Here is an 18,930-nt window from a genome sequence, read left to right as displayed (position 1 = left end):
ATGGTTTCAGAGCACTTAACGGGCTATGCGATAGAGCTGAAAAAACTATGTGCAACAGATGTTGAGCAAGTATTTCATTGGCGGAACTTACCTGAGATAAGAAGTCGGATGGTAAGTGATAGCGTCATTGAATTGGATACGCACCGCAAGTGGTTTGATAAAATGCTTAGCTGCAATACTCAAGCACATTATAAAATTATATATAAGGGCGAAGCGCTAGGGGTGATAAATCTCAAATCTGAGTTACCTCTTACTCAGACGGATATTGCTGAAATTGGCATTTATATCGCCGATGAAAAATTTAAAGGCAACTTGCTTGCGTTTGCGCCTTCTCTTTTGTTGATTGATTATGCTTTTGAAACACTAGATATCAGTAAATTGTGCTCTGTAGTGAGAGCAGAAAACAAAGAAGCCCTGAGGTATAATGAGGTGTTGGGTTACCAAGTGGTTGAAACATTGAATAATAACCAGGTTAAGATTGAATTAGATGCCACAGCTTATGGCCGAGCAACTCAACAAATTAAAACCTTTTTGAGTAGAAGTTAATGAATGAAGAAACGTTAAAAAACATATTTGCCACCGTATTGGATATCTCGCCAGAAGAGGTGACAAATGAATTGGCTTATGGACAACATGATAAGTGGGACTCGATGAGCCACATGATGATCATTGCGCAAATTGAATCTGATTTCGATATTATGATTGATACAGATGATATTATTGATATGAGTTCTTTTGAAAAAGCAAAAGAAATCGTTGCCAAATACGGTGTTGAGAGTGAGTAATCAGGCCAAGCAAATTGTTGTGGTGACCGGAGCCTCATCAGGCCTCGGGCTTGCCGTTGCAAGGCAACAAGCCTCAAACCAAGACAATTTGGTGTTGTTGGTTGCTCGTGACGAAGAAAAGTTGTTAAGCGCGAAGCAAAGCATCTGTATGGGCGATGCAGATAATATCCGCTATTTTAGTGCAGATCTCACTGATGATACGCATATTCAATCTCTTATGAAGTTCATTCAGCAGCTCAAGTTACCCGTCCATGCATTTGTGCATTGTGCGGGTTCTATGTATGAAGCGCCTTTACTGATGAGTAAACCCTCTGTGATAGATGAACAATATAGCCAGCATGTAAAAAGCGCCATATTGCTTAGTCAAGGGATCAGCAAACTGATGTTGAGAAATAAAGCGGGTAGCATTGTTTTGGTCAGCTCAGTGGTCGCTCACCAAGGAAGCAAAGGACAAAGTGTCTATTCTGCGATGAAATCAGCGCTCCATGGCTTTGTTGCCAGCCTTGCAGCCGAACTTGGTGGCTTTAATATTAGAGTTAATGCGGTGGCTCCTGGGGTGATAAATACACCACTTGTCGCGCATTTTTCTTCAGATAAAAAACAACAACTCGCTCAATCCACCGCGCTAGGACGGTTAGGCGAACCGGAAGAAATTGCAGAGGTTGTGAGTTTTTTGTTCAGCGAGTGCAGTAGATATATTACTGGACAGGTCATTAATGTTGATGGTGGACTGAGGTTGAGCTTATGACACCATTTTGGATGCTACCCAATAAAAGTAACAGTGTCATTATTGAGGATGATGACTCTCTTAGTTACCAGCAGCTAGATGAAAAGGTGCAAGTGCAACTTGAAACTTTCCCTGTTGAGAAACAGCTAGTCGCGTTGGTGGCAGAAAACACGATTCGCTTCATTGTGACTTACTTGGCACTGTTACGTGGCAAGCATCTTATCTTGTTACTCGATAGCAGTAAAAGTGAATGTGATAATAAAGCAACTGCAGAGCTGTATGGTGCAAACTATTTTGTTACTGAGCATGGCTGCATGCTACTTAATCGTGAGCAAAAAAAGTTAGCCGCAGAGTTAGCATTGTTGTTGCCAACAAGTGGTTCTACAGGCAGTGCTAAGTTTGTTAAGCTCACTTTTACGAATTTGGCACATAATTGCCAAGCGATTACTGCGGTGCTGCCCATTGTGGCAACAGACTGTGCGATGACTTCGTTACCCTTATCTTATAGCTTTGGATTATCCATTTTACACACCCACCTATCAGTTGGCGCAAGCTTGGTTCTGGGCCAACAAAGTGTGATGGCAAAGTCATTTTGGACTCAATTTGAGCAGCATAAGGTCAATAGTTTTTATGGCGTGCCATTCAGTTTTGAAATGCTTCACCGCCTTGGTTTTCAGCGTCTTCCTCTTGGGCAACTAAAGTATTTTGCTCAAGCCGGTGGCAAATTGAACGCACAACTATGGAAAGCGTTACAAACTTATAGCCTTCAATCGAGTACGCCTTTTTACGCTATGTATGGCCAAACAGAAGCAACGGCACGCATTGCGATTATGGATCCTGACATATTTATCACTGCGCCCGAAGGGAGCATCGGAACTTCGCTACCTGAGTGTAAGTTGTATATCGAATCACACAATGACGAGGGGGAGCTTCTTTTTGAAGGCCCGAATGTATTCGCCGGATACGCGTGTGGAGCAGGGGACTTGGCACACTGCGAGCAAATTAACATACTAAGAACCGGTGATATTGCTAAATACTCAGCTTTGGGCTTGATAGAGATCGTTGGGAGAAGCAAGCGCATTGCAAAAATTCAAGGGCGTCGAGTGAATTTGGATGAACTTGAAAGTCAGATTAGCAGTCAGCTGGATTGGCAGTGCGTTATAACAAGTGATGATAAAGTATTGGATGTTTTTTATGAAAAACATTTAGATGAGGCAGAGCGCAAAATTGCTGATATTGCCCTATGTCATTTCGCACTTGTTAAACTTCACCACTGTGATCATATTCCCAGATTGAAAAATGGAAAGGTTGATTATTGTGCTCTTAAATGATGATGAATTAGTAAACTTGCCTGTCTATGAGCTTGATCAGGAGGCCAAGAGTAACTTATTAGTATCAGCGCTTGAGCACTTGCAGGCTTTTCACTGTGAACACTGTAAAGAATTTTTAGTAACCCAAAGGTTGGGAGATACACCTCTTGCTGTCAGTGCATTCAAAAACACGTTGCTAAGCAGCATTGATAAGCAATATATTCATCGAGTGCTTAAATCATCAGGCACAACGGGAAAGCAGTCACAGATCGTACTAGACAGCGCAACAGCGCGATTACAATCAAGAGTTTTATCAAAAATAATGCAGCACTGGCTAGGCCCAAAGCGGCTACCGTTGCTCATTCTTGATAGCAAAAAAGCCCTGGACGTGCGCTCTGGAATGTCAGCCCGTGCAGCGGGAATACAAGGTATGTCTTTTTTCGGACGAGATCTGCATTTTGCTTTGGATGATAAGATGGAGCTGGATCTAGATGTAGTGATGTCATTTGCGCAGAAGTATCAGCAACAAAGTGTTTTTATGTACGGCTTTACATTTATCGTTTGGCAGCAAGTTATTAAGCGCTTACAACAGCTAAATATGACATTGCCTTTTTCCCAAGGGACACTTTTGCACGGCGGTGGTTGGAAAAAAATAACGCAGGAGGCGGTAGACAAGAATACTTTTAAACAAACAGTGCGTGCGCATCTTGGTAATGTACAAGTGCATGATTATTACGGCATGGTAGAACAAACGGGCACTATTCATGTGGAATGTGAACATGGCATGTTACACACGCCAGTTTGGGCTGATATAGAGGTTGTTGATCCAATTGATTTACAGCCTTTACCTTTACACACTCAAGGCATAGTTAAGCTGCAGTCAATGCTTGCAAGAAGTTATCCGGGACACCACATTCTTACTGAAGATTTGGCCACAATTCACGGCGTTGATGATTGTCAATGTGGTCGCAAAGGGAAGTACTTCACGATGCAAGGACGTGTTGCACAAGCACAAGCTAGGGGGTGCAGTGACACTTTCAGATGATCAGACCATGTTACTTGCTGGTAATACGCAATTTCATGATGAACAAATAGCCCCATTTGATGATAGCCTGATAATGTGTGTTGCTCTTTTTTCCCAGTTCTTATTAGCAAAAAAACCGACTGTCGAAGTGGTTGCGTTTGCCTTTTGGTGTCGCGGAAGTAATCTAAAGCGGTTGGCACAGATGTACCGTGATACCCATAAGTTAGGGGGGAATCACCGAGTATTTCATATTGCACCGGCGAATGTTGACACCGTGTATTTGTATACACTCATGCTGAGCTTTTTAGCTGGTAATTTTAATGTTGTTAGGCTTAGCTCTAGGCGTGGAGAAATAGCAGAACAGTTAATTGGTTATTTGAACGAGTATATGCATTCGCAAGCTGGCACGCTACTGGCTCAGAGATGCCAAGTTGTGAGCTATGATGCAGCTAATGAAAGGCGGACTCAGTACTTCTCAAATTGGTGCGATAAGCGTGTTATCTGGGGCGGGAATGAGTCGATAAAGCGAGTTAATGCAATTGCGCCTGTGGCTGATCAGCTGACGTTTCCAGATAGGTTTTCCATTGCAGTAATAAGCTTAAGTAGCAAACCGCTAGCTGAGTCTGCCGCTAAATTGTTTTGCGCAGATTACTTGAGCTTTTCGCAGCAAGCTTGCTCCTCACCCAAAGCTATTATGTGGTTTAATACAAATGAAGTGCTTAAAGCGCACTTTTGGCGTTCCGTAGAGTGTCATGCGCAAATGACGGCTGAATTTGCTACCCACCATCAGTTAAATCGACATATTAATGTGCAAACACTCTTGATCTCACATCCTGATTTAGTTCCAAGATCATCTAAGGCGACTGCACACTATTTAGCTCTAGAGTGTAACCAGTTAAAAAGTTTGGAATTTTTATCAGAACATGAAGGCAACGGTCTTGTTGTCTCGTCTGATATCGATAAATTAAGCACTTTACCACAGAACAGTAAGTTACAGACCATTACCCACTTTGGCTTGTGCGAAAAAGACGTAGAGCAGCTTGGGGGGTTACGTGTTGTACCATTAGGCCAAGCTTTGCAGTTTAATCACGTATGGGACGGAGTGGATCTAATCGCTAGGTTGGCTGATTGAGCATCACCTAGAACTATTTTAAGCGTCGTTCACTATTCGCTCTAGTGTGTGCACGATATAATGTTGTTGTTCTTTCTCTAAGCTAGGGTAAAGAGGAAGAGTCACGGCGCTTTGATAATATTTTTCAGCTTGAGGACAATAGCCTCCTTCAAAGCCCATTTTTTGATAGTACGGTTGCAGGTAAATGGGAATATAGTGCACATGAGCAAAAATATTGTTATCTCTCAGTGCGTTGATAATATTCTTATGTTGAGTGTGCGTTAAATTGGGGACTAAAACAACGTACAGGTGGTAGGCGCTGATCGTTGAACTGTTAACGGCTAATGGCACGACCTTTAAATGACTAAAAAGCGTGTTGTAGTGTTTAGCAAGTTGGTTTCTTCTTTCAATAAAACTATCTATCTTTTTTAGCTGTTCTATACCTAGTGCAGCCTGAATATCTGTCATCCGATAATTGAACCCTAACTCTTGTTGTTGGTAATACCATACGCCGTGACTTGGCTCCGTAAACTCTGTATCGTTATTGGTAATACCATGACTGCGTAGACGCGCCATTTTATTAGCAATGTCAGACTGATTGGTTAAAGCGACACCGCCTTCAGCAGAAGTAATAATTTTGACAGGATGAAAACTGAAGATACAAATGTCGCTATATTGGCAGCTACCCACTTTTTTGTTTTTATAGAACCCACCTACGGCATGTGATGCATCTTCAATAATGCGAAAACCATACTGTATCGATAACTTGTGAATGGCAGCCATATCACATGATTGGCCAGCGAAGTGCACAGGGATAACAACTTTAGGTAATGTGCCTTGTTCTTTGGCTGCCGAAAGTTTACTCGCCAGTGTACTGACACACATATTCCCATTGCTGATATCAATATCGACAAAGTCTACGGATGCTCCGCAATATAATGCACAATTAGCAGAGGCGACGAAAGAATTAGGTGATGTCCAAACTCTATCTCCTTGGCCTACGCCAAGGGCTAAGCAGGCAATGTGTAGTGCGGATGTAGCACTGTTAACTGCAACGGCGTAGCGAGCATCTGTATATGCGCATAAATGCTGCTCAAACTCAGGCACTTTAGGTCCTTGAGTGAGCCAGTTAGACTTTAAAACATCAACAACGGCGTCAATGTCCTGTTGATCGATAGACTGCTTACCATAAGGGATCATAACTGCGCCTGGGCATTAAAAGCTTTAATCTGTTCAACAGTCATATAGATTGGGTTGGTCAGCGAATTATATTCAAATCCAGGCGCAACCGCTTTGCCAACTTCACCAATGGCGTTGGTGTCGAACTTGTTGCTTCTACTGCTAAATTTTATGCCCGGTGCAATGACAAAGTGATCATCAAATTCAAATGTATCATAGCTAAGATCTTCTGGGCACATGACTTCATGAAGCTTTTCACCTGGTCGTATGCCAATTATTTTTTGTGGTAGCCCGGGAGCCATTGCGTTTGCTAAATCCACGATTTTGATTGATGGAATTTTAGGGACAAATATTTCCCCCCCAAGCATACGCTCGAAATTTTTCAAAACAAAATCGACGCCTTCTTGCAAGCTAATCCAAAATCGTGTCATATCGGCATGCGTGATTGGTATGTAACCTTTCCCTTCGTCAATAAACTTTTGGAAAACAGGAACAACAGAACCTCTAGAGCAAACAACATTACCATAGCGGACGACAGAAAATGTGGTTTTATGACCCCCAGCAATATTATTGGCAGCGACAAACAACTTATCAGAAGCGAGTTTGGTTGCTCCGTAAAGATTTATCGGATTTGCAGCTTTATCAGTAGAAAGCGCTATTACCTTCTCAACATCGTTATCCAATGCTGCATCAATGACATTCTCTGCACCGTTAATATTTGTTTTAATGCATTCCATCGGATTGTATTCTGCTGCAGGCACTTGCTTTAATGCTGCAGCATGGATGACATAATTAACCCCTTGCATGGCTCTGCGTAGTCTCGCTTTGTCACGTACATCACCAATAAAATAGCGCATGCAAGGTTGATCAAATATCTGTTGCATTTCAAATTGTTTCAATTCGTCTCGAGAAAAAATAATGATTTTCTTAGGTTTATACCTTTCCAATAAAGTCTTTGTGTATTTTTTACCAAAAGAGCCTGTGCCACCCGTTATCAGGATTGTTTTATTGTCAAACATGGTTACTTTCCTCGAGGTGTAATTAAATCTTTACACTTAGCTCGGCAGATTCTTGTTAATTGTTAGCCGAGCATTATAAATAGAATATCAGTCAATACTTTATATTAGTTTTCGGGATTTTGCAGTATTTATGGTTACAGCATAGGTAATTTGTAGTGGTAGGTGACTTTTTGTGCAAAAAGTAGTATGGTCTAACCTAATACCACTTGATGGGGGTAGGTATGAAAATCCAGTCACAAAGTAGTAGTATTTTTAATAGAATTGAAAATACAGGAAATAAATTAAGCCAGCAGTTGTCTTCGGGCAAACGTGTTAATTCGGCAGCAGACGATGCGGCGGCATTGCAGATTATTGATCGGCTCACTTCTCAGCAAAATGGCTATAGCCAGTCTATTCGGAATGCGAATGATGGTATTTCGTATGCACAAACTGCTGATTCGGCACTATCGGGTGTTAACGATGCTGTGTCGCGTATCAGAGAGCTGTCGATTCAGTCAGGTAATGGCGCTTTAACTGATTCAGATCGCCAAGCGTTGCAAGAAGAAGTGTCTCAGTTGCAAACGCAAATTACAGAAACATTTGAAAACACCTCTTTCGGTGGCGCGAAGCTGTTTAATGGTGAATCGGCGAGCTTTCAAATTGGTCCCGATGCCTTAACAACCAAGTCATTGACGCAAACAGATGGCAGTTTTGCCAGTGGCATTTTGAGTGTCGATATTTCTACGCAAGCCGGTGCGCAAGCAGCTATTGATGTTGCTGATACAGTATCTCAAGACTTAAATACGCAGCGTACTCAATTAGGTGCGTTCGAAAATACAATTTCGAGCACGATTAGACAGGCTGATAATCAGCGTGAAAACATCGCAGCGAGCCAAAGTCGTATCCAAGATACGGATTATGCCAAGGTCGTTTCTGAGCGAACAGCAAATGACATTTTATCACAGGCTTCAATTGCACTAAGGGGTCAAGCAAATCAATCTGCTTCGGCGGTGTTGAACTTACTCTAAAGTCGATAACGAGCTAAATTTAATGATTTAGTACTACCCACTTCTATACCATGTGGCGTTTTTTTGGCGATTATGTCAATAAAATGCCACTTAGGTATTGCATCCCACCTTAAGTGCCTTACAATCATAACTTTAATCCTTACTGAAAGTAGTTGGACTTGTAAGATGGTTTTGATCTTAGATAATAATAATGTTCGCGCTCATGGCCTTCAGGCGGCTTTAACGTTTGTGGGGCAAGGGGCGAAAGTCATACAAGAGTCTGAGATTGAACCGCAAACCACTTTGTCCAACGAATCCATAATCGTGCTAGGTGCTTTGTCAAACTTAGAGCATGAAAAACTCATCAAGTCGCAACCAGCTTTCCCGTTTTTACTGATTGGTGAAACGCTCAAACCGCTTTTAAGCTTGGCAAATGTGGTTGGTCTTATCTCTGAACCATTTAGCCATGATGTAACAATGCAGTTGCTCCACGACTGTCAGCAATACCAACGTATGTTACCTGGCAAGTCAGAAAAAATTGATGGTCGTGCTTTTGATGGTCTTGTCGGTGAAACACCTGCCGTTAAACAAGTTCGATTTTTAATCTCTCAGGTGGCAAAAACAGATGCTAATGTTCTTATTCTAGGAGAATCTGGTACAGGTAAAGAAGTGGTTGCACGTAACGTGCATTTGCTTTCTAATCGTAGTCAAGGCCCTTTTGTGCCTGTGAATTGCGGCGCTATTCCTGGGGAGCTGCTTGAAAGCGAATTATTTGGTCACGAAAAAGGGGCTTTTACGGGAGCGATATCAGCTCGTAAAGGGCGTTTTGAGTTGGCACAAGGTGGTACGCTGTTTCTTGATGAAATAGGGGATATGCCACTGCAAATGCAGGTTAAGTTGCTTCGTGTGCTACAAGAGCGATCTTATGAGCGTGTGGGTGGGACTAAAGCGATTCAAGCAGATGTTCGGATTATTGCAGCGACCCACAGAAACCTGGAAGATATGATCGAAGAAGGCAAGTTTCGTGAAGACTTGTTCTATCGTCTAAATGTGTTTCCGATCGAAAACCCGTCATTAAAAGAACGTGGGGATGATATTCCACTGCTACTAAAAGAGCTAATGCGTCGTGTAAATGAGCAAAGTGGTTCTACTGCTAAATTCACTGAACGTGCAGTTGAAAGCCTCAAAGCCCATGATTGGCCGGGTAATATTCGTGAATTAGCGAATTTAGTTGAACGTATGGTGATCATGTTCCCTGAAAAAGTCGTTGATGTGACCGATTTACCAAATAAGTATCGCCATATTGAGGTTGAAGCATATGAACCTGAATACCCCGAAGAGCTATTAGAAAAAGATGCATTTAATGAGTTGTTCAGTGAAGGCTTTAGTGATTTTGATGACGAGATCGATAATGTTGATATGTCGGGATCCCAGCCACTTCTTGGTTTATTACCTGACGAGGGAATAGAGCTCAAAGAGTATTTGGCTGATCTTGAAGTAAGTTTGATTACTCAAGCGCTGGAGCGTTACGACTATGTTGTATCACGTGCAGCCGACGTACTAGGGGTACGCCGAACTACCTTGGTAGAGAAAATGAAGAAATACAACTTGAATAGAGATTAACTGGTAAGTTCACTGAAAAGTTGCTCAGAATACATGTCGATCACTTGTTGTTTCCTAAAACAGCTATTGTCGTGATCGTTTACCATGCCACAAGCCTGCATATGTGCATACACAGTGGTTGGCCCTAAAAATTTAAAACCACGCTTTTTTAGATCTTTTGCAAAAGCATGGCTTATCTCGGTAGTCGCGAGATAATCACCTCTTGTCGCGATGCTATTCACGATTGGTTTGAAGTTCACAAATGCCCACTGATAACGAGCAAAACTCCCAAATTCTTTTTGAATTTTGATAAACGCGTTGGCGTTGTTTATTGTCGCCGCTATTTTCTTTTCATTGCGCACAATACCTGCATCTTGCATTAGCTCGGCGATATTATTGTCATCCATGGCCGCGACACGTTCGACGTTAAAATTTGCGAAGGCATTCTTATAGCTGTGGCGCTTTTTCAAAATGGTATACCAACTCAGACCAGCTTGTGCAGATTCGAGCGTGATAAATTCAAACAGAGTGTGATCGTCAATAATGGGGACACCCCACTCTTTATCGTGATACTCAACGTAATCGGGCTTGCTTTCATCAACCCATAAACAGCGTGTACACATGATTTTGCTTCCTTGAAAGAATAGTGATTTAGTTAGTGTACATAGTGCTGTATAAAAAACCAGTGTCAAAACACTGTCATTTAAATTTTTATTTTAACTAATTGATATGTATGTTGTTATTTTTTGGCACGTATCCTGCATTTTCAACGATAGAGTTTTATTGGTTGAGAGCAATGTTATGGCTTTAGCGCATGTATTGAATCCACAATTTGTGCCATCTGCACAATACAATCCTTGTTTATTGCAAGAAGCCTACGTTGGCGAATTGAGTGAGCTACGTCAGCAAGCAAGCTGGCTGAGTCATTTGGTTCACACTATGCCTGCTGGGGTCATCGTGCTTGATGGTCAAGGTATGATAGCGAAAGCGAATCAAATCGCCATTGATATGCTAGGCGAACCTTTGGAAGGCGAAAAGTGGTTTAATATTATCCAGCGTTCGTTCAGCCCTCAACAAGATGATGGTCATGAGATTTCGCTCAAAGATGGTCGCTTAATAAAACTGGACATTACAGCGCTCGCACCGGAACCAGGCCAGCTTATTCTAATGACGGACTTAACAGAAACCCGTCGCTTACAATCTCGGGTTGCGCATATGCAAAGGCTAAGTGCGCTTGGCAAAATGGTGGCTTCATTAGCACACCAAGTAAGAACGCCACTGTCGGCAGCGATGCTTTATGCCGCGAATTTAGGCAGCCAAAAGCTGCCAAAAGCGTCGAAATTGAGATTTCATGAAAAGCTAATGTCGCGTTTAAAGGACCTTGAATCTCAGGTTAATGACATGCTGTTGTTTGCAAAAAGTGGTGAGCAACAAGTCGTTGAAAAAGTATCGATGCAGCAGCTTTTAAATGAAGTAAAAGCGGGGGCCGATGCCATGGTTGCAATGAACCAAAGTTCACTTGAGGTGTGCTTACCTGATCCAGACATTACGATTTTAGGAAATAAAACGGCTTTGGCCAGCGCAATTCAAAATCTGATCCATAACAGTATTCAAATTATTGGCACCGACGCTCAAGTTACGTTGGTCGCCCAACAGGATGATCAGCATGACAAAGTGAGGATTTCCGTGATAGACAATGGTCCAGGTATCAACCCCAGCGACGCCGATAAATTATTTGAACCGTTTTACACCACAAAAAGTCAAGGCACAGGATTGGGTCTTGCCGTTGTGAATTCCGTAGCAAATTCGCACAAAGGACGTGTTGAAGTGAAAAATATGCCACAAGGGGGCGCGTGCTTCAGTTTGTTGCTACCCATATCATTCGATACTGAACAATTGGAGGTTGTATGAGTTATTCCATACTAGTTGTTGAAGATGACGCTGGTTTACGCGAAGCCCTAATTGATACGTTGCAGTTGTCAGGTTTTAATTGCGTAGAAGCTTCAAGCGCAGAACAAGCTGTTGTGCTGCTAAAGGAGCAAAGCTTTTCTTTGGTCGTGAGTGATGTACAAATGGGCGCAATGAGCGGTATTGATTTGCTCAAAACCATCAAGCTGAATTATCCAGATTTACCTGTATTGATGATGACCGCTTATGCCACGATTGATGACGCTGTCGAAGCAATGCGTTTAGGTGCCATTGATTATATGGCTAAGCCGTTTGCACCGGAAGTGTTACTAAACATGGTAAGCCGCTACATGCCGCCTAAAGAAAAAGAAGCTGACGGTCCTGTGGTTGAAGATCCACAGAGCCTTAAACTTCTTGAACTTGCAGCAAAGGTTGCTAAATCGGACGCCAGCGTTATGGTCTTGGGTCCAAGCGGTTCTGGTAAAGAAGTACTGGCGCGATATATTCATGACAAATCGGATAGAGCGCAAGAAGCGTTCGTTGCGATTAACTGTGCAGCAATTCCGGAAAACATGCTCGAAGCCACGCTGTTTGGTTACGAAAAAGGGGCATTCACTGGTGCTATCCAAGCGTGTCCAGGTAAATTTGAGCAAGCGCAAAAAGGGACAATTTTGTTGGATGAAATCACCGAAATGGACCTTGGCCTCCAGGCTAAATTGCTGCGCGTTCTGCAAGAACGTGAGGTGGAACGTCTAGGTGGTAGAAAGACTATAGATCTGGATGTCAGAGTTTTGGCAACCAGTAACCGAGATCTCAAAGAAGCAGTGGCTGCAGGTGAGTTTAGAGAAGACTTATATTATCGTTTAAATGTGTTCCCACTCACTTGGCTACCGTTATGTGATAGACCGGGTGACATTGTGGTACTCGCAGAGCATTTGATCGCACGTCACAGCAAGAAATCCAATAAGCCAGCGCCGGTATTAAGTTTTGATGCAAAACAGAAACTGTTATCACATGCATGGCCGGGGAATGTAAGAGAGTTAGACAATGTTGTACAGCGTGCACTGATCTTGCAATTTGGTAATGAAATAGGTGCGGATGATATTTTCATCGAAAATCATCAACCTAGCATATCGATACCGAATGTAAGAGCAACGGAGCCAGTCTATGCTGAGTCGTATGAAGCGATAGCACAGATGCCTAGCGCTGAAGGTGTAGATTACAAAGCGGAGCTACAGGACAAAGAGCACCAAATGATATTAGATACGCTATCAAGGTGCCAAGGGAAGCGTAAAGAAGTCGCAGAGATTCTAGGAATGAGTCCAAGAACCCTTAGGTATAAACTCGCAAAAATGCGCGATATGGGGATCGCCGTACCAGCCTAGTTATATCCTTTTTTCACAAGCCAGCAATTAGCTGGCTTGTGCTTGTCAAAATCATGACGCACCAAAAATAACACCTAAACCTTTGATTTTAAATTAATTTAAAGTTGGCATAAATTCTGCTTTGATATAGGTATCAATTGTAGATGAGGGTGTGGAAATGAACATACAACCCAATGCTTTATATCAAGAAATGCAATCACTAGCGCTTGAAGCAACGCGTAACAGAGGGCAAGAAAGTTTGCCTGTGCAGTCTTCAACTACGTCATCGGCACAGTTTGGCGAACTGCTTTCTGATGCTATTAACACTGTTAATGGTTTACAAAAAGAGGCAAAATCGAAAGTGACGGCGCTTGAAATGGGAGACCGCAGCGTATCACTTGCAGAAGTAATGATAGCCTCGCAAAAATCATCAGTAGCATTTGAAGCAACAGTTCAAGTGAGAAACAAACTGGTTGAGTCTTATAAAGAAATTATGAGCATGCCTGTTTAATTTAGGTAGTGGAGAGTAACTGTGGCAACGAATCAATCAACAGACCTCGCTTTATCAGACGGCCCAATGGGTGTTGAATCTGAAGAGCAACAAGAGCAAAAATCGGGCTATTTTAGTGCGCTGAGTGGCGTTGATATGCTACGCCAAGTTACTCTCGTGATCGCTTTGGCCATTTGTCTTGCAATTGCAGTATTCATTATTATCTGGGCACGTCAGCCTGACATGCGTCCTTTAGGTAAGTATCCGATGGAAGAGCTTGTGCAAACGCTCGACTTTTTGGATGCGCAAAAAATTGAATATGAGTTGGAAGGCAACACCATCATGGTGGCTGAGAACGACTATCAGAGTATTAAATTACAAATGGCTCGTGATGGGTTTAGCCAGTCTCCAAGTTCTGGCACTGACATTTTAATGCAAGACATGGGTTTTGGCGTGAGTCAGCGTTTAGAGCGTGAACGTCTAAAGCATAGCCGTGAGCAACAACTCGCACGCACCATTGAAGAACTGCAAGATGTAAATCGCGCCAAAGTACTTTTGGCGATTCCAAAAGAGAATGTATTTGCGCGTCGCGAAAAGAAACCGTCTGCCACAGTTGTTTTAACTCTAAAGCGCGGCAGAACACTCGGTGGTGAAGAAGTTGACTCGATTGTAGATATTGTTGCATCCGCAGTACAAGGTCTAGAGCCAGCGCGCGTTACCGTGACGGACCAAAATGGTCGTTTGTTAAATTCAGGTTCTCAAGACTCACTCGCAGCTCGTTCACGCAAAGAGTACGAAATTGAACGTAAACGCGAGCAAGAGTACCTAGAAAAAATTGACAGTATTCTTATTCCAGTTGTTGGTTTAGGCAACTTCACAGCGCAAGTTGATTTAACAATGGACTTTAGCGCAGTCGAAGAAACGCAAAAACGCTTTAATCCAGATTTACCAGCAGTGCGCAGTGAAACGACATTTGAAGAAAATAACGTGGGCGGGTTGGCTGTGGGCATTCCTGGTGCGCTAACCAACCAACCACCAGTGAATTCAAATATTCCAGAAATTGCAGGTGCTGGGAATGGCAGTAATAGTACTAACCCAAGCCGTATGCAAAAAGAAGCAACGCGTAACTATGAATTAGACACTACAATTAGTCATAAGCGTCAACAAACAGGTGTCATTCGTCGTATCAGCGTATCGGTTGCGGTTGATTATCTGCCAAAGCCTGACGCTGAGGGTAATATGACTTTAACGCCACGTAGCCAAGAAGAGCTTGCCAATATCCGTCGTTTGTTACAAGGTGGTGTTGGGTTTGATATGCAGCGCGGTGATGCACTTGAAGTTGTTACTGTGCCATTTGTCAGAGAAGATTTAGGCGATACAGTCGAAGTACCACTTTGGGAGCAGGAGTGGTTCATGAAAATCACTCGCTTGGCGCTCGGGGCCTTGGTTATTATCGTACTTATCTTAGCGGTAGTTAGACCAATGCTGAAACGTTTAATCTACCCAGATGATACGTTAGAAGAGTTTGATGAAGATTCACTGACCTCTGGAGTGGACTTGGGAGACAGCACATTAGATATGTTAAATCATGAGTTTGATTCAGCTGCTGTTGGCTTCTCGTCCGATGGTACATTACAATTGCCTGACTTACATGGTGATGAAGACCTGCTCAAAGCAGTACGAGCGCTGGTTGCAAACGAACCTGAATTATCCTCTCAAGTAGTGAAAGCGTGGTTAACTGAAGATGACTGATGAAGAACAAAAGCAACTACCAGCTGCTTATGATGTAAACAAACTGGATGGCGTCGATAAAGCCGCCATCCTGCTACTAAGCCTATCAGAAGAAGATGCTGCGCAAATTTTAAAACATCTAGAGCCTAAACAAGTGCAGCGTGTGGGCATGGCAATGGCGGCACTGGATGACTTATCTCAAGCAAAAATTAGTGCAGTCCATAATCTGTTTATTGAGCAAATCCAAAGCTTCAGTACCATTGGCTTCCAATCGGAAGACTTTATTAAGAAAGCACTGACAGCAGCATTGGGTGAAGACAAGGCTGCCAGTCTCATAGACCAAATTGTGATGGGATCTGGCGCTAAAGGTTTGGATTCACTCAAGTGGATGGACTCTAAGCAGGTTGCGAACATTATTCGCAATGAGCACCCGCAGATCCAAACCATTGTATTGTCTTATCTAGAACCTGAGCAATCTGCGGAAATTTTATCTCAGTTCCCTGAGAAGGTGAGACTTGATTTGACCATGCGTATTGCCAACTTAGAAGAAGTACAACCTGCTGCATTACAAGAATTGAACGAGATCATGGAGAAACAGTTTGCTGGTCAAGCGGGTGCACAGGCAGCGAAAATGGGTGGTCTGAAAGCGGCAGCAGATATTATGAACTACCTAGATACGAATATAGAAGGTCAGTTGATGGACTCGATTCGTGAGCATGACGAAGAAATGTCACAACAAATTCAAGATCTTATGTTTGTATTTGAAAACTTACTCGATGTGGATGACAGAGGTATTCAGGCCATCTTGCGCGAAGTGCAGCAAGATGTATTGATGAAAGCCATCAAGGGTACCGATGACGCACTGAAAGAGAAGATCATGAGCAACATGTCTAAACGTGCGGCTGATATGTTGGCTGATGATTTAGAAGCTATGCCTCCAGTGCGGATCAGTGAAGTTGAAGCTGCTCAAAAAGAAATCCTATCTACAGCGCGTCGTCTAGCCGATTCAGGTGAGATCATGCTCGGTGGTGGTGGCGGTGAGGAGTTCTTGTAATCCATGAGCGACACTAAATTTTATAAAGGTCGTCCAGTTGAAGGTGAAGCGCTGGACGAACTGTTAAAAAACTGGCCTATTCCTGATGTAGCTGAAGATCCTCGAAAGTTTTCTGGTCGCTCTACTGCATTTGGTAAACCGCTTGCGGAACTCTATCAAAAACCAGAGCGTAAAAAGCAGGAGCCTGAGGCTGAAGAGCCAGAATTCCCTACACTGACATTAGAAGAGCTAGAACAAATTCGCCAAGATGCATATGATGAAGGCATCAAGCAAGGTCATGAGCAAGGCTATATTGACGGATTTGATAAGGGTATGACCGAGGGCAAAGAAGCTGGATATAAAGAAGGGGTAGAAATTGGCAAGCAACAAGGACATGACGAAGCCAAGCCTTTAATTGAAGAAAAGCTACAAACTTTGACACTTATCATAAACGAATTACATGAGCCACTACGTTTGGTTGATGAGCGCTGCGAGAAACAACTTGTAGAGCTTGCCAATTTATTGGCACAAGCGGTGATTTTTAAAGAAGTAGAGCAAAACCCTGATGTCGTGTTATTGGCCTTAAAAAAAGCGATGGATGCTTTGCCTATCGCAGACCAAACAGTCAAAATTCATCTTCATCCCGATGACTTAGAGCTTGTCAAAGTCGCGTATGGCGAGGAGCAACTTGCACAACAGCATTGGCACTTATTGCCCGAGCCGACGTTAGAGCGGGGTGGCGTAGAGGTTAAAACGTCACAATCCTCTATTGATATGACACTGAAAACCAGAATGAAAGAAATCTTGGACGACTTTTTGCATAGCAGTGGTATAGAGTCGTAACATTTGGTTGCACAATGAGTGTCGAAAGCCCATTAGCTGAACGTATATCCACATATAAAAAACATATTTCTCCCTATGCAGTGCCAGTTGCAGGCAGCTTAACACGCGTAGTAGGGCTGACCTTGGAAGCTAAAGGGCTCAGTGCACCAGTGGGTAGTCAATGTAAAATTGAAACCATTAGAGGTTTAGTTGATGCAGAAGTAGTCGGCTTCAATGACGACACGCTGTATTTAATGCCGAATGATCATATCTCTGGCGTATTGCCCGGTGCACGTGTTATTCCTCAATTGAAAGAAACAGGCTTACCAGTTGGTATGAGCCTACTCGGACGCGTTGTGGATGGCTTGGGTAGACCGCTCGATGGACTGGGTCCGATCAATGCGGAGCGGACATTAAAGTTTGCCCAATCAACCATCAACCCGCTGGCCAGAAGACCAATTAGCCAACCTATGGACGTTGGCGTGCGAGCAATTAACTCAATCATTACTGTGGGACAAGGCCAACGTATGGGCTTGTTTGCAGGGAGTGGTGTTGGTAAATCAGTGCTGCTTGGCATGATGACTCGAGGCAGTGAAGCCGATGTTATTGTTGTTGGATTAGTTGGTGAACGTGGTCGTGAAGTAAAAGAATTTATTGATGAGATTTTGGGCGCTGAAGGACGAAAACGTTCAGTGGTTGTCGCTGCGCCAGCAGATGCTTCACCACTTATGCGTTTAAAAGGGTGCGAAAGTGCGGTGACGATTGCGGAGTATTTTCGCGATCAAGGGCTTAATGTTCTGCTTTTACTAGACTCCGTCACTCGCTACGCGATGGCGCAACGTGAAATTGCACTCGCAGTTGGTGAACCACCAGCTACCAAAGGATATCCCCCCTCGGTATTTGCTAAACTCCCCGCGCTTGTTGAACGTGCAGGTAATGGCGGAGAAGGGCAAGGTTCAATCACGGCATTTTTTACTGTGTTGAGTGAAGGGGATGATATGCAAGACCCCATCGCAGATTCCGCGCGGGCCATTCTTGATGGTCATATTGTACTGTCTCGTGAACTGGCTGACAGCGGCCATTACCCTGCGATTGATATTGAAAAATCGATAAGCCGTGTTATGCCTCAGGTGGTATCAGAAAGTCATATGCAACAGGCTCGCGTGCTCAAGCAAGTTTATTCAATGTATCAACAGAATAAAGACATGATCACTTTAGGTGCATATCAAAAAGGCAGTGATCCCATGTTAGACCAAGCAATTAATATGATGCCAACTGTCAATGCTTTCCTGCAACAGGGCATGAAAGAAGTGCTTAATTATGATCAGTGTTTACAAGAACTTGCTCAATTACTAGGACAAGAATAATGGCCGTCAATAAGCTTGATTTACTTTATAACTTAGAATCGGAAAAAGAAGAGTCATTGCGCGTGCATTATATGCAGGCACAGCACAACTTAAACGATAATCAACAAAAGCTCTCAGGGTTAAATAATTTTCGGCTCGAATATTCACAGCAACTGCATTTGAAAGCGAAGCAAGGCTTATCAACAGGTGGCTTTTTACAGTACCAAGCGTTTATCAAAAAAATTGAAGATGCGATTTTACAACAGGCTTCAACCGTGAATACAGCAAAGCAAGTTGTCGAGCAACGAAAAAGACTATGGTTGGCTCAACAGGTTAAAGCAAAAGCGATAGCCAAGCTCATAGAGAAGAAAGAACTTGAGCATCAAAAGCGCTTAGATAAAGCCGAACAAAAAATGTTGGACGAGTTCGCGACCAATCAATTTATGAGAAGACGAGCGTAACGTATTAATTTCTATTGAGTAATGAGTTCGTT

General features: G+C 43.0%; 19 protein-coding genes. 16 read left to right on the top strand and 3 right to left on the bottom strand.

Going from position 1 to position 18,930, the window contains the following annotated elements; genetic code table 11:
- From AC5FX4_RS14390 to AC5FX4_RS14365, 6 genes are read left to right on the top strand one after another with little or no spacing between them, the layout of a single operon-like run.
- A complete protein-coding gene (locus AC5FX4_RS14390) occupies positions 1-546 on the top strand; it encodes a GNAT family N-acetyltransferase (protein ID WP_493607047.1) in 546 nt (181 codons plus the stop codon).
- Positions 546-785: an acyl carrier protein gene (locus AC5FX4_RS14385; RefSeq protein ID WP_493607046.1), complete on the top strand. Its 240-nt coding sequence runs from the start codon at positions 546-548 to the stop codon at positions 783-785. Before AC5FX4_RS14390 ends, AC5FX4_RS14385 begins: the two co-directional genes overlap by 1 nt.
- Entirely contained in the window at positions 736-1,533 is a 798-nt protein-coding gene (locus tag AC5FX4_RS14380; protein ID WP_493607045.1) for an SDR family NAD(P)-dependent oxidoreductase, read from the top strand. The genes AC5FX4_RS14385 and AC5FX4_RS14380 overlap by 50 nt, the downstream gene beginning before the upstream one ends.
- A complete protein-coding gene (locus AC5FX4_RS14375; protein WP_493607044.1) occupies positions 1,530-2,843 on the top strand; it encodes an AMP-binding protein in 1,314 nt (437 codons plus the stop codon). Before AC5FX4_RS14380 ends, AC5FX4_RS14375 begins: the two co-directional genes overlap by 4 nt.
- Positions 2,830-3,867: a LuxE/PaaK family acyltransferase gene (locus tag AC5FX4_RS14370; protein ID WP_493607043.1), complete on the top strand. Its 1,038-nt coding sequence runs from the start codon at positions 2,830-2,832 to the stop codon at positions 3,865-3,867. Before AC5FX4_RS14375 ends, AC5FX4_RS14370 begins: the two co-directional genes overlap by 14 nt.
- Entirely contained in the window at positions 3,851-4,978 is a 1,128-nt protein-coding gene (locus AC5FX4_RS14365; protein ID WP_493607042.1) for an acyl-CoA reductase, read from the top strand. Before AC5FX4_RS14370 ends, AC5FX4_RS14365 begins: the two co-directional genes overlap by 17 nt.
- Positions 4,979-4,996: 18 nt before the next feature.
- Here the strand turns inward: AC5FX4_RS14365 and pseC are convergent, their stop codons facing one another.
- Positions 4,997-6,157, bottom strand: coding sequence for a UDP-4-amino-4,6-dideoxy-N-acetyl-beta-L-altrosamine transaminase (gene pseC / locus AC5FX4_RS14360; RefSeq protein WP_493607041.1), 1,161 nt, complete (start codon positions 6,155-6,157; stop codon positions 4,997-4,999).
- Positions 6,154-7,155 carry a UDP-N-acetylglucosamine 4,6-dehydratase (inverting) gene (gene pseB, locus AC5FX4_RS14355; protein WP_493607040.1) on the bottom strand — a complete coding sequence of 334 codons (1,002 nt, stop codon included), beginning with the start codon at positions 7,153-7,155 and terminating at the stop codon, positions 6,154-6,156. The genes pseC and pseB overlap by 4 nt, the downstream gene beginning before the upstream one ends.
- Positions 7,156-7,376: 221 nt before the next feature.
- On the opposite strand from pseB, the gene AC5FX4_RS14350 reads away from it, so the two are divergent.
- Entirely contained in the window at positions 7,377-8,162 is a 786-nt protein-coding gene (locus tag AC5FX4_RS14350; protein ID WP_493607039.1) for a flagellin N-terminal helical domain-containing protein, read from the top strand.
- Between the two features lie 165 nt (positions 8,163-8,327).
- Positions 8,328-9,764 (top strand): sigma-54 dependent transcriptional regulator, encoded by a 1,437-nt coding sequence (locus AC5FX4_RS14345; RefSeq protein ID WP_493607038.1) that lies wholly within the window; start codon positions 8,328-8,330, stop codon positions 9,762-9,764.
- Here AC5FX4_RS14345 and AC5FX4_RS14340 read toward each other — a convergent pair.
- The gene (locus tag AC5FX4_RS14340; protein ID WP_493607037.1) at positions 9,761-10,366 is read right to left on the bottom strand and encodes a DNA-3-methyladenine glycosylase I; all 606 of its coding nucleotides are present in this window, start codon (positions 10,364-10,366) and stop codon (positions 9,761-9,763) included. The genes AC5FX4_RS14345 and AC5FX4_RS14340 overlap by 4 nt on opposite strands.
- 178 nt (positions 10,367-10,544) lie before the next feature.
- Between AC5FX4_RS14340 and AC5FX4_RS14335 the strand changes: the two genes are divergently transcribed.
- The 8 genes from AC5FX4_RS14335 (at position 10,545) to fliJ (ending at position 18,898) form a co-directional block, all read left to right on the top strand.
- Positions 10,545-11,654: a sensor histidine kinase gene (locus tag AC5FX4_RS14335; protein ID WP_493607036.1), complete on the top strand. Its 1,110-nt coding sequence runs from the start codon at positions 10,545-10,547 to the stop codon at positions 11,652-11,654.
- Positions 11,651-13,036 carry a sigma-54-dependent transcriptional regulator gene (locus tag AC5FX4_RS14330; protein WP_493607035.1) on the top strand — a complete coding sequence of 462 codons (1,386 nt, stop codon included), beginning with the start codon at positions 11,651-11,653 and terminating at the stop codon, positions 13,034-13,036. Before AC5FX4_RS14335 ends, AC5FX4_RS14330 begins: the two co-directional genes overlap by 4 nt.
- Before the next feature lie 157 nt (positions 13,037-13,193).
- Positions 13,194-13,526: a flagellar hook-basal body complex protein FliE gene (gene fliE, locus AC5FX4_RS14325; protein WP_493607034.1), complete on the top strand. Its 333-nt coding sequence runs from the start codon at positions 13,194-13,196 to the stop codon at positions 13,524-13,526.
- A 66-nt stretch (positions 13,527-13,592) separates the two neighbouring features.
- Positions 13,593-15,257 carry a flagellar basal-body MS-ring/collar protein FliF gene (gene fliF, locus AC5FX4_RS14320; protein ID WP_493607831.1) on the top strand — a complete coding sequence of 555 codons (1,665 nt, stop codon included), beginning with the start codon at positions 13,593-13,595 and terminating at the stop codon, positions 15,255-15,257.
- Positions 15,250-16,290, top strand: a complete 1,041-nt coding sequence (fliG, locus tag AC5FX4_RS14315; protein ID WP_493607033.1) for a flagellar motor switch protein FliG — start codon at positions 15,250-15,252, stop codon at positions 16,288-16,290. Before fliF ends, fliG begins: the two co-directional genes overlap by 8 nt.
- 3 nt (positions 16,291-16,293) lie before the next feature.
- The gene (fliH, locus tag AC5FX4_RS14310) at positions 16,294-17,112 is read left to right on the top strand and encodes a flagellar assembly protein FliH (RefSeq protein ID WP_493607032.1); all 819 of its coding nucleotides are present in this window, start codon (positions 16,294-16,296) and stop codon (positions 17,110-17,112) included.
- Positions 17,113-17,126: 14 nt separating this feature from the next.
- Positions 17,127-18,458, top strand: a complete 1,332-nt coding sequence (gene fliI / locus AC5FX4_RS14305; protein WP_493607031.1) for a flagellar protein export ATPase FliI — start codon at positions 17,127-17,129, stop codon at positions 18,456-18,458.
- Entirely contained in the window at positions 18,458-18,898 is a 441-nt protein-coding gene (gene fliJ / locus AC5FX4_RS14300) for a flagellar export protein FliJ (RefSeq protein ID WP_493607030.1), read from the top strand. The genes fliI and fliJ overlap by 1 nt, the downstream gene beginning before the upstream one ends.
- The last annotated feature ends 32 nt before the right edge of the window (positions 18,899-18,930 follow it).

It is taken from the genome of Pseudoalteromonas sp. ATL1 (assembly GCF_058933015.1).
Note: the sequence above shows the minus strand (reverse complement) of the source record. Positions and strands in the feature narration are given on the sequence as shown.

Coding starts and splice junctions, on each gene's coding strand:
- fliG (WP_493607033.1), top strand. CDS start 15,250: ATGACTGATGAAGAACAAAAGCAACTACCAGCTGCTTATGATGTAAAC.
- AC5FX4_RS14340 (WP_493607037.1), bottom strand. CDS start 10,366: ATGTGTACACGCTGTTTATGGGTTGATGAAAGCAAGCCCGATTACGTT.
- AC5FX4_RS14390 (WP_493607047.1), top strand. CDS start 1: ATGGTTTCAGAGCACTTAACGGGCTATGCGATAGAGCTGAAAAAACTA.
- AC5FX4_RS14345 (WP_493607038.1), top strand. CDS start 8,328: ATGGTTTTGATCTTAGATAATAATAATGTTCGCGCTCATGGCCTTCAG.
- fliJ (WP_493607030.1), top strand. CDS start 18,458: ATGGCCGTCAATAAGCTTGATTTACTTTATAACTTAGAATCGGAAAAA.
- AC5FX4_RS14335 (WP_493607036.1), top strand. CDS start 10,545: ATGGCTTTAGCGCATGTATTGAATCCACAATTTGTGCCATCTGCACAA.
- fliE (WP_493607034.1), top strand. CDS start 13,194: ATGAACATACAACCCAATGCTTTATATCAAGAAATGCAATCACTAGCG.
- fliI (WP_493607031.1), top strand. CDS start 17,127: ATGAGTGTCGAAAGCCCATTAGCTGAACGTATATCCACATATAAAAAA.
- fliF (WP_493607831.1), top strand. CDS start 13,593: ATGGGTGTTGAATCTGAAGAGCAACAAGAGCAAAAATCGGGCTATTTT.
- pseC (WP_493607041.1), bottom strand. CDS start 6,157: ATGATCCCTTATGGTAAGCAGTCTATCGATCAACAGGACATTGACGCC.
- pseB (WP_493607040.1), bottom strand. CDS start 7,155: ATGTTTGACAATAAAACAATCCTGATAACGGGTGGCACAGGCTCTTTT.
- AC5FX4_RS14375 (WP_493607044.1), top strand. CDS start 1,530: ATGACACCATTTTGGATGCTACCCAATAAAAGTAACAGTGTCATTATT.
- AC5FX4_RS14385 (WP_493607046.1), top strand. CDS start 546: ATGAATGAAGAAACGTTAAAAAACATATTTGCCACCGTATTGGATATC.
- AC5FX4_RS14350 (WP_493607039.1), top strand. CDS start 7,377: ATGAAAATCCAGTCACAAAGTAGTAGTATTTTTAATAGAATTGAAAAT.
- fliH (WP_493607032.1), top strand. CDS start 16,294: ATGAGCGACACTAAATTTTATAAAGGTCGTCCAGTTGAAGGTGAAGCG.
- AC5FX4_RS14330 (WP_493607035.1), top strand. CDS start 11,651: ATGAGTTATTCCATACTAGTTGTTGAAGATGACGCTGGTTTACGCGAA.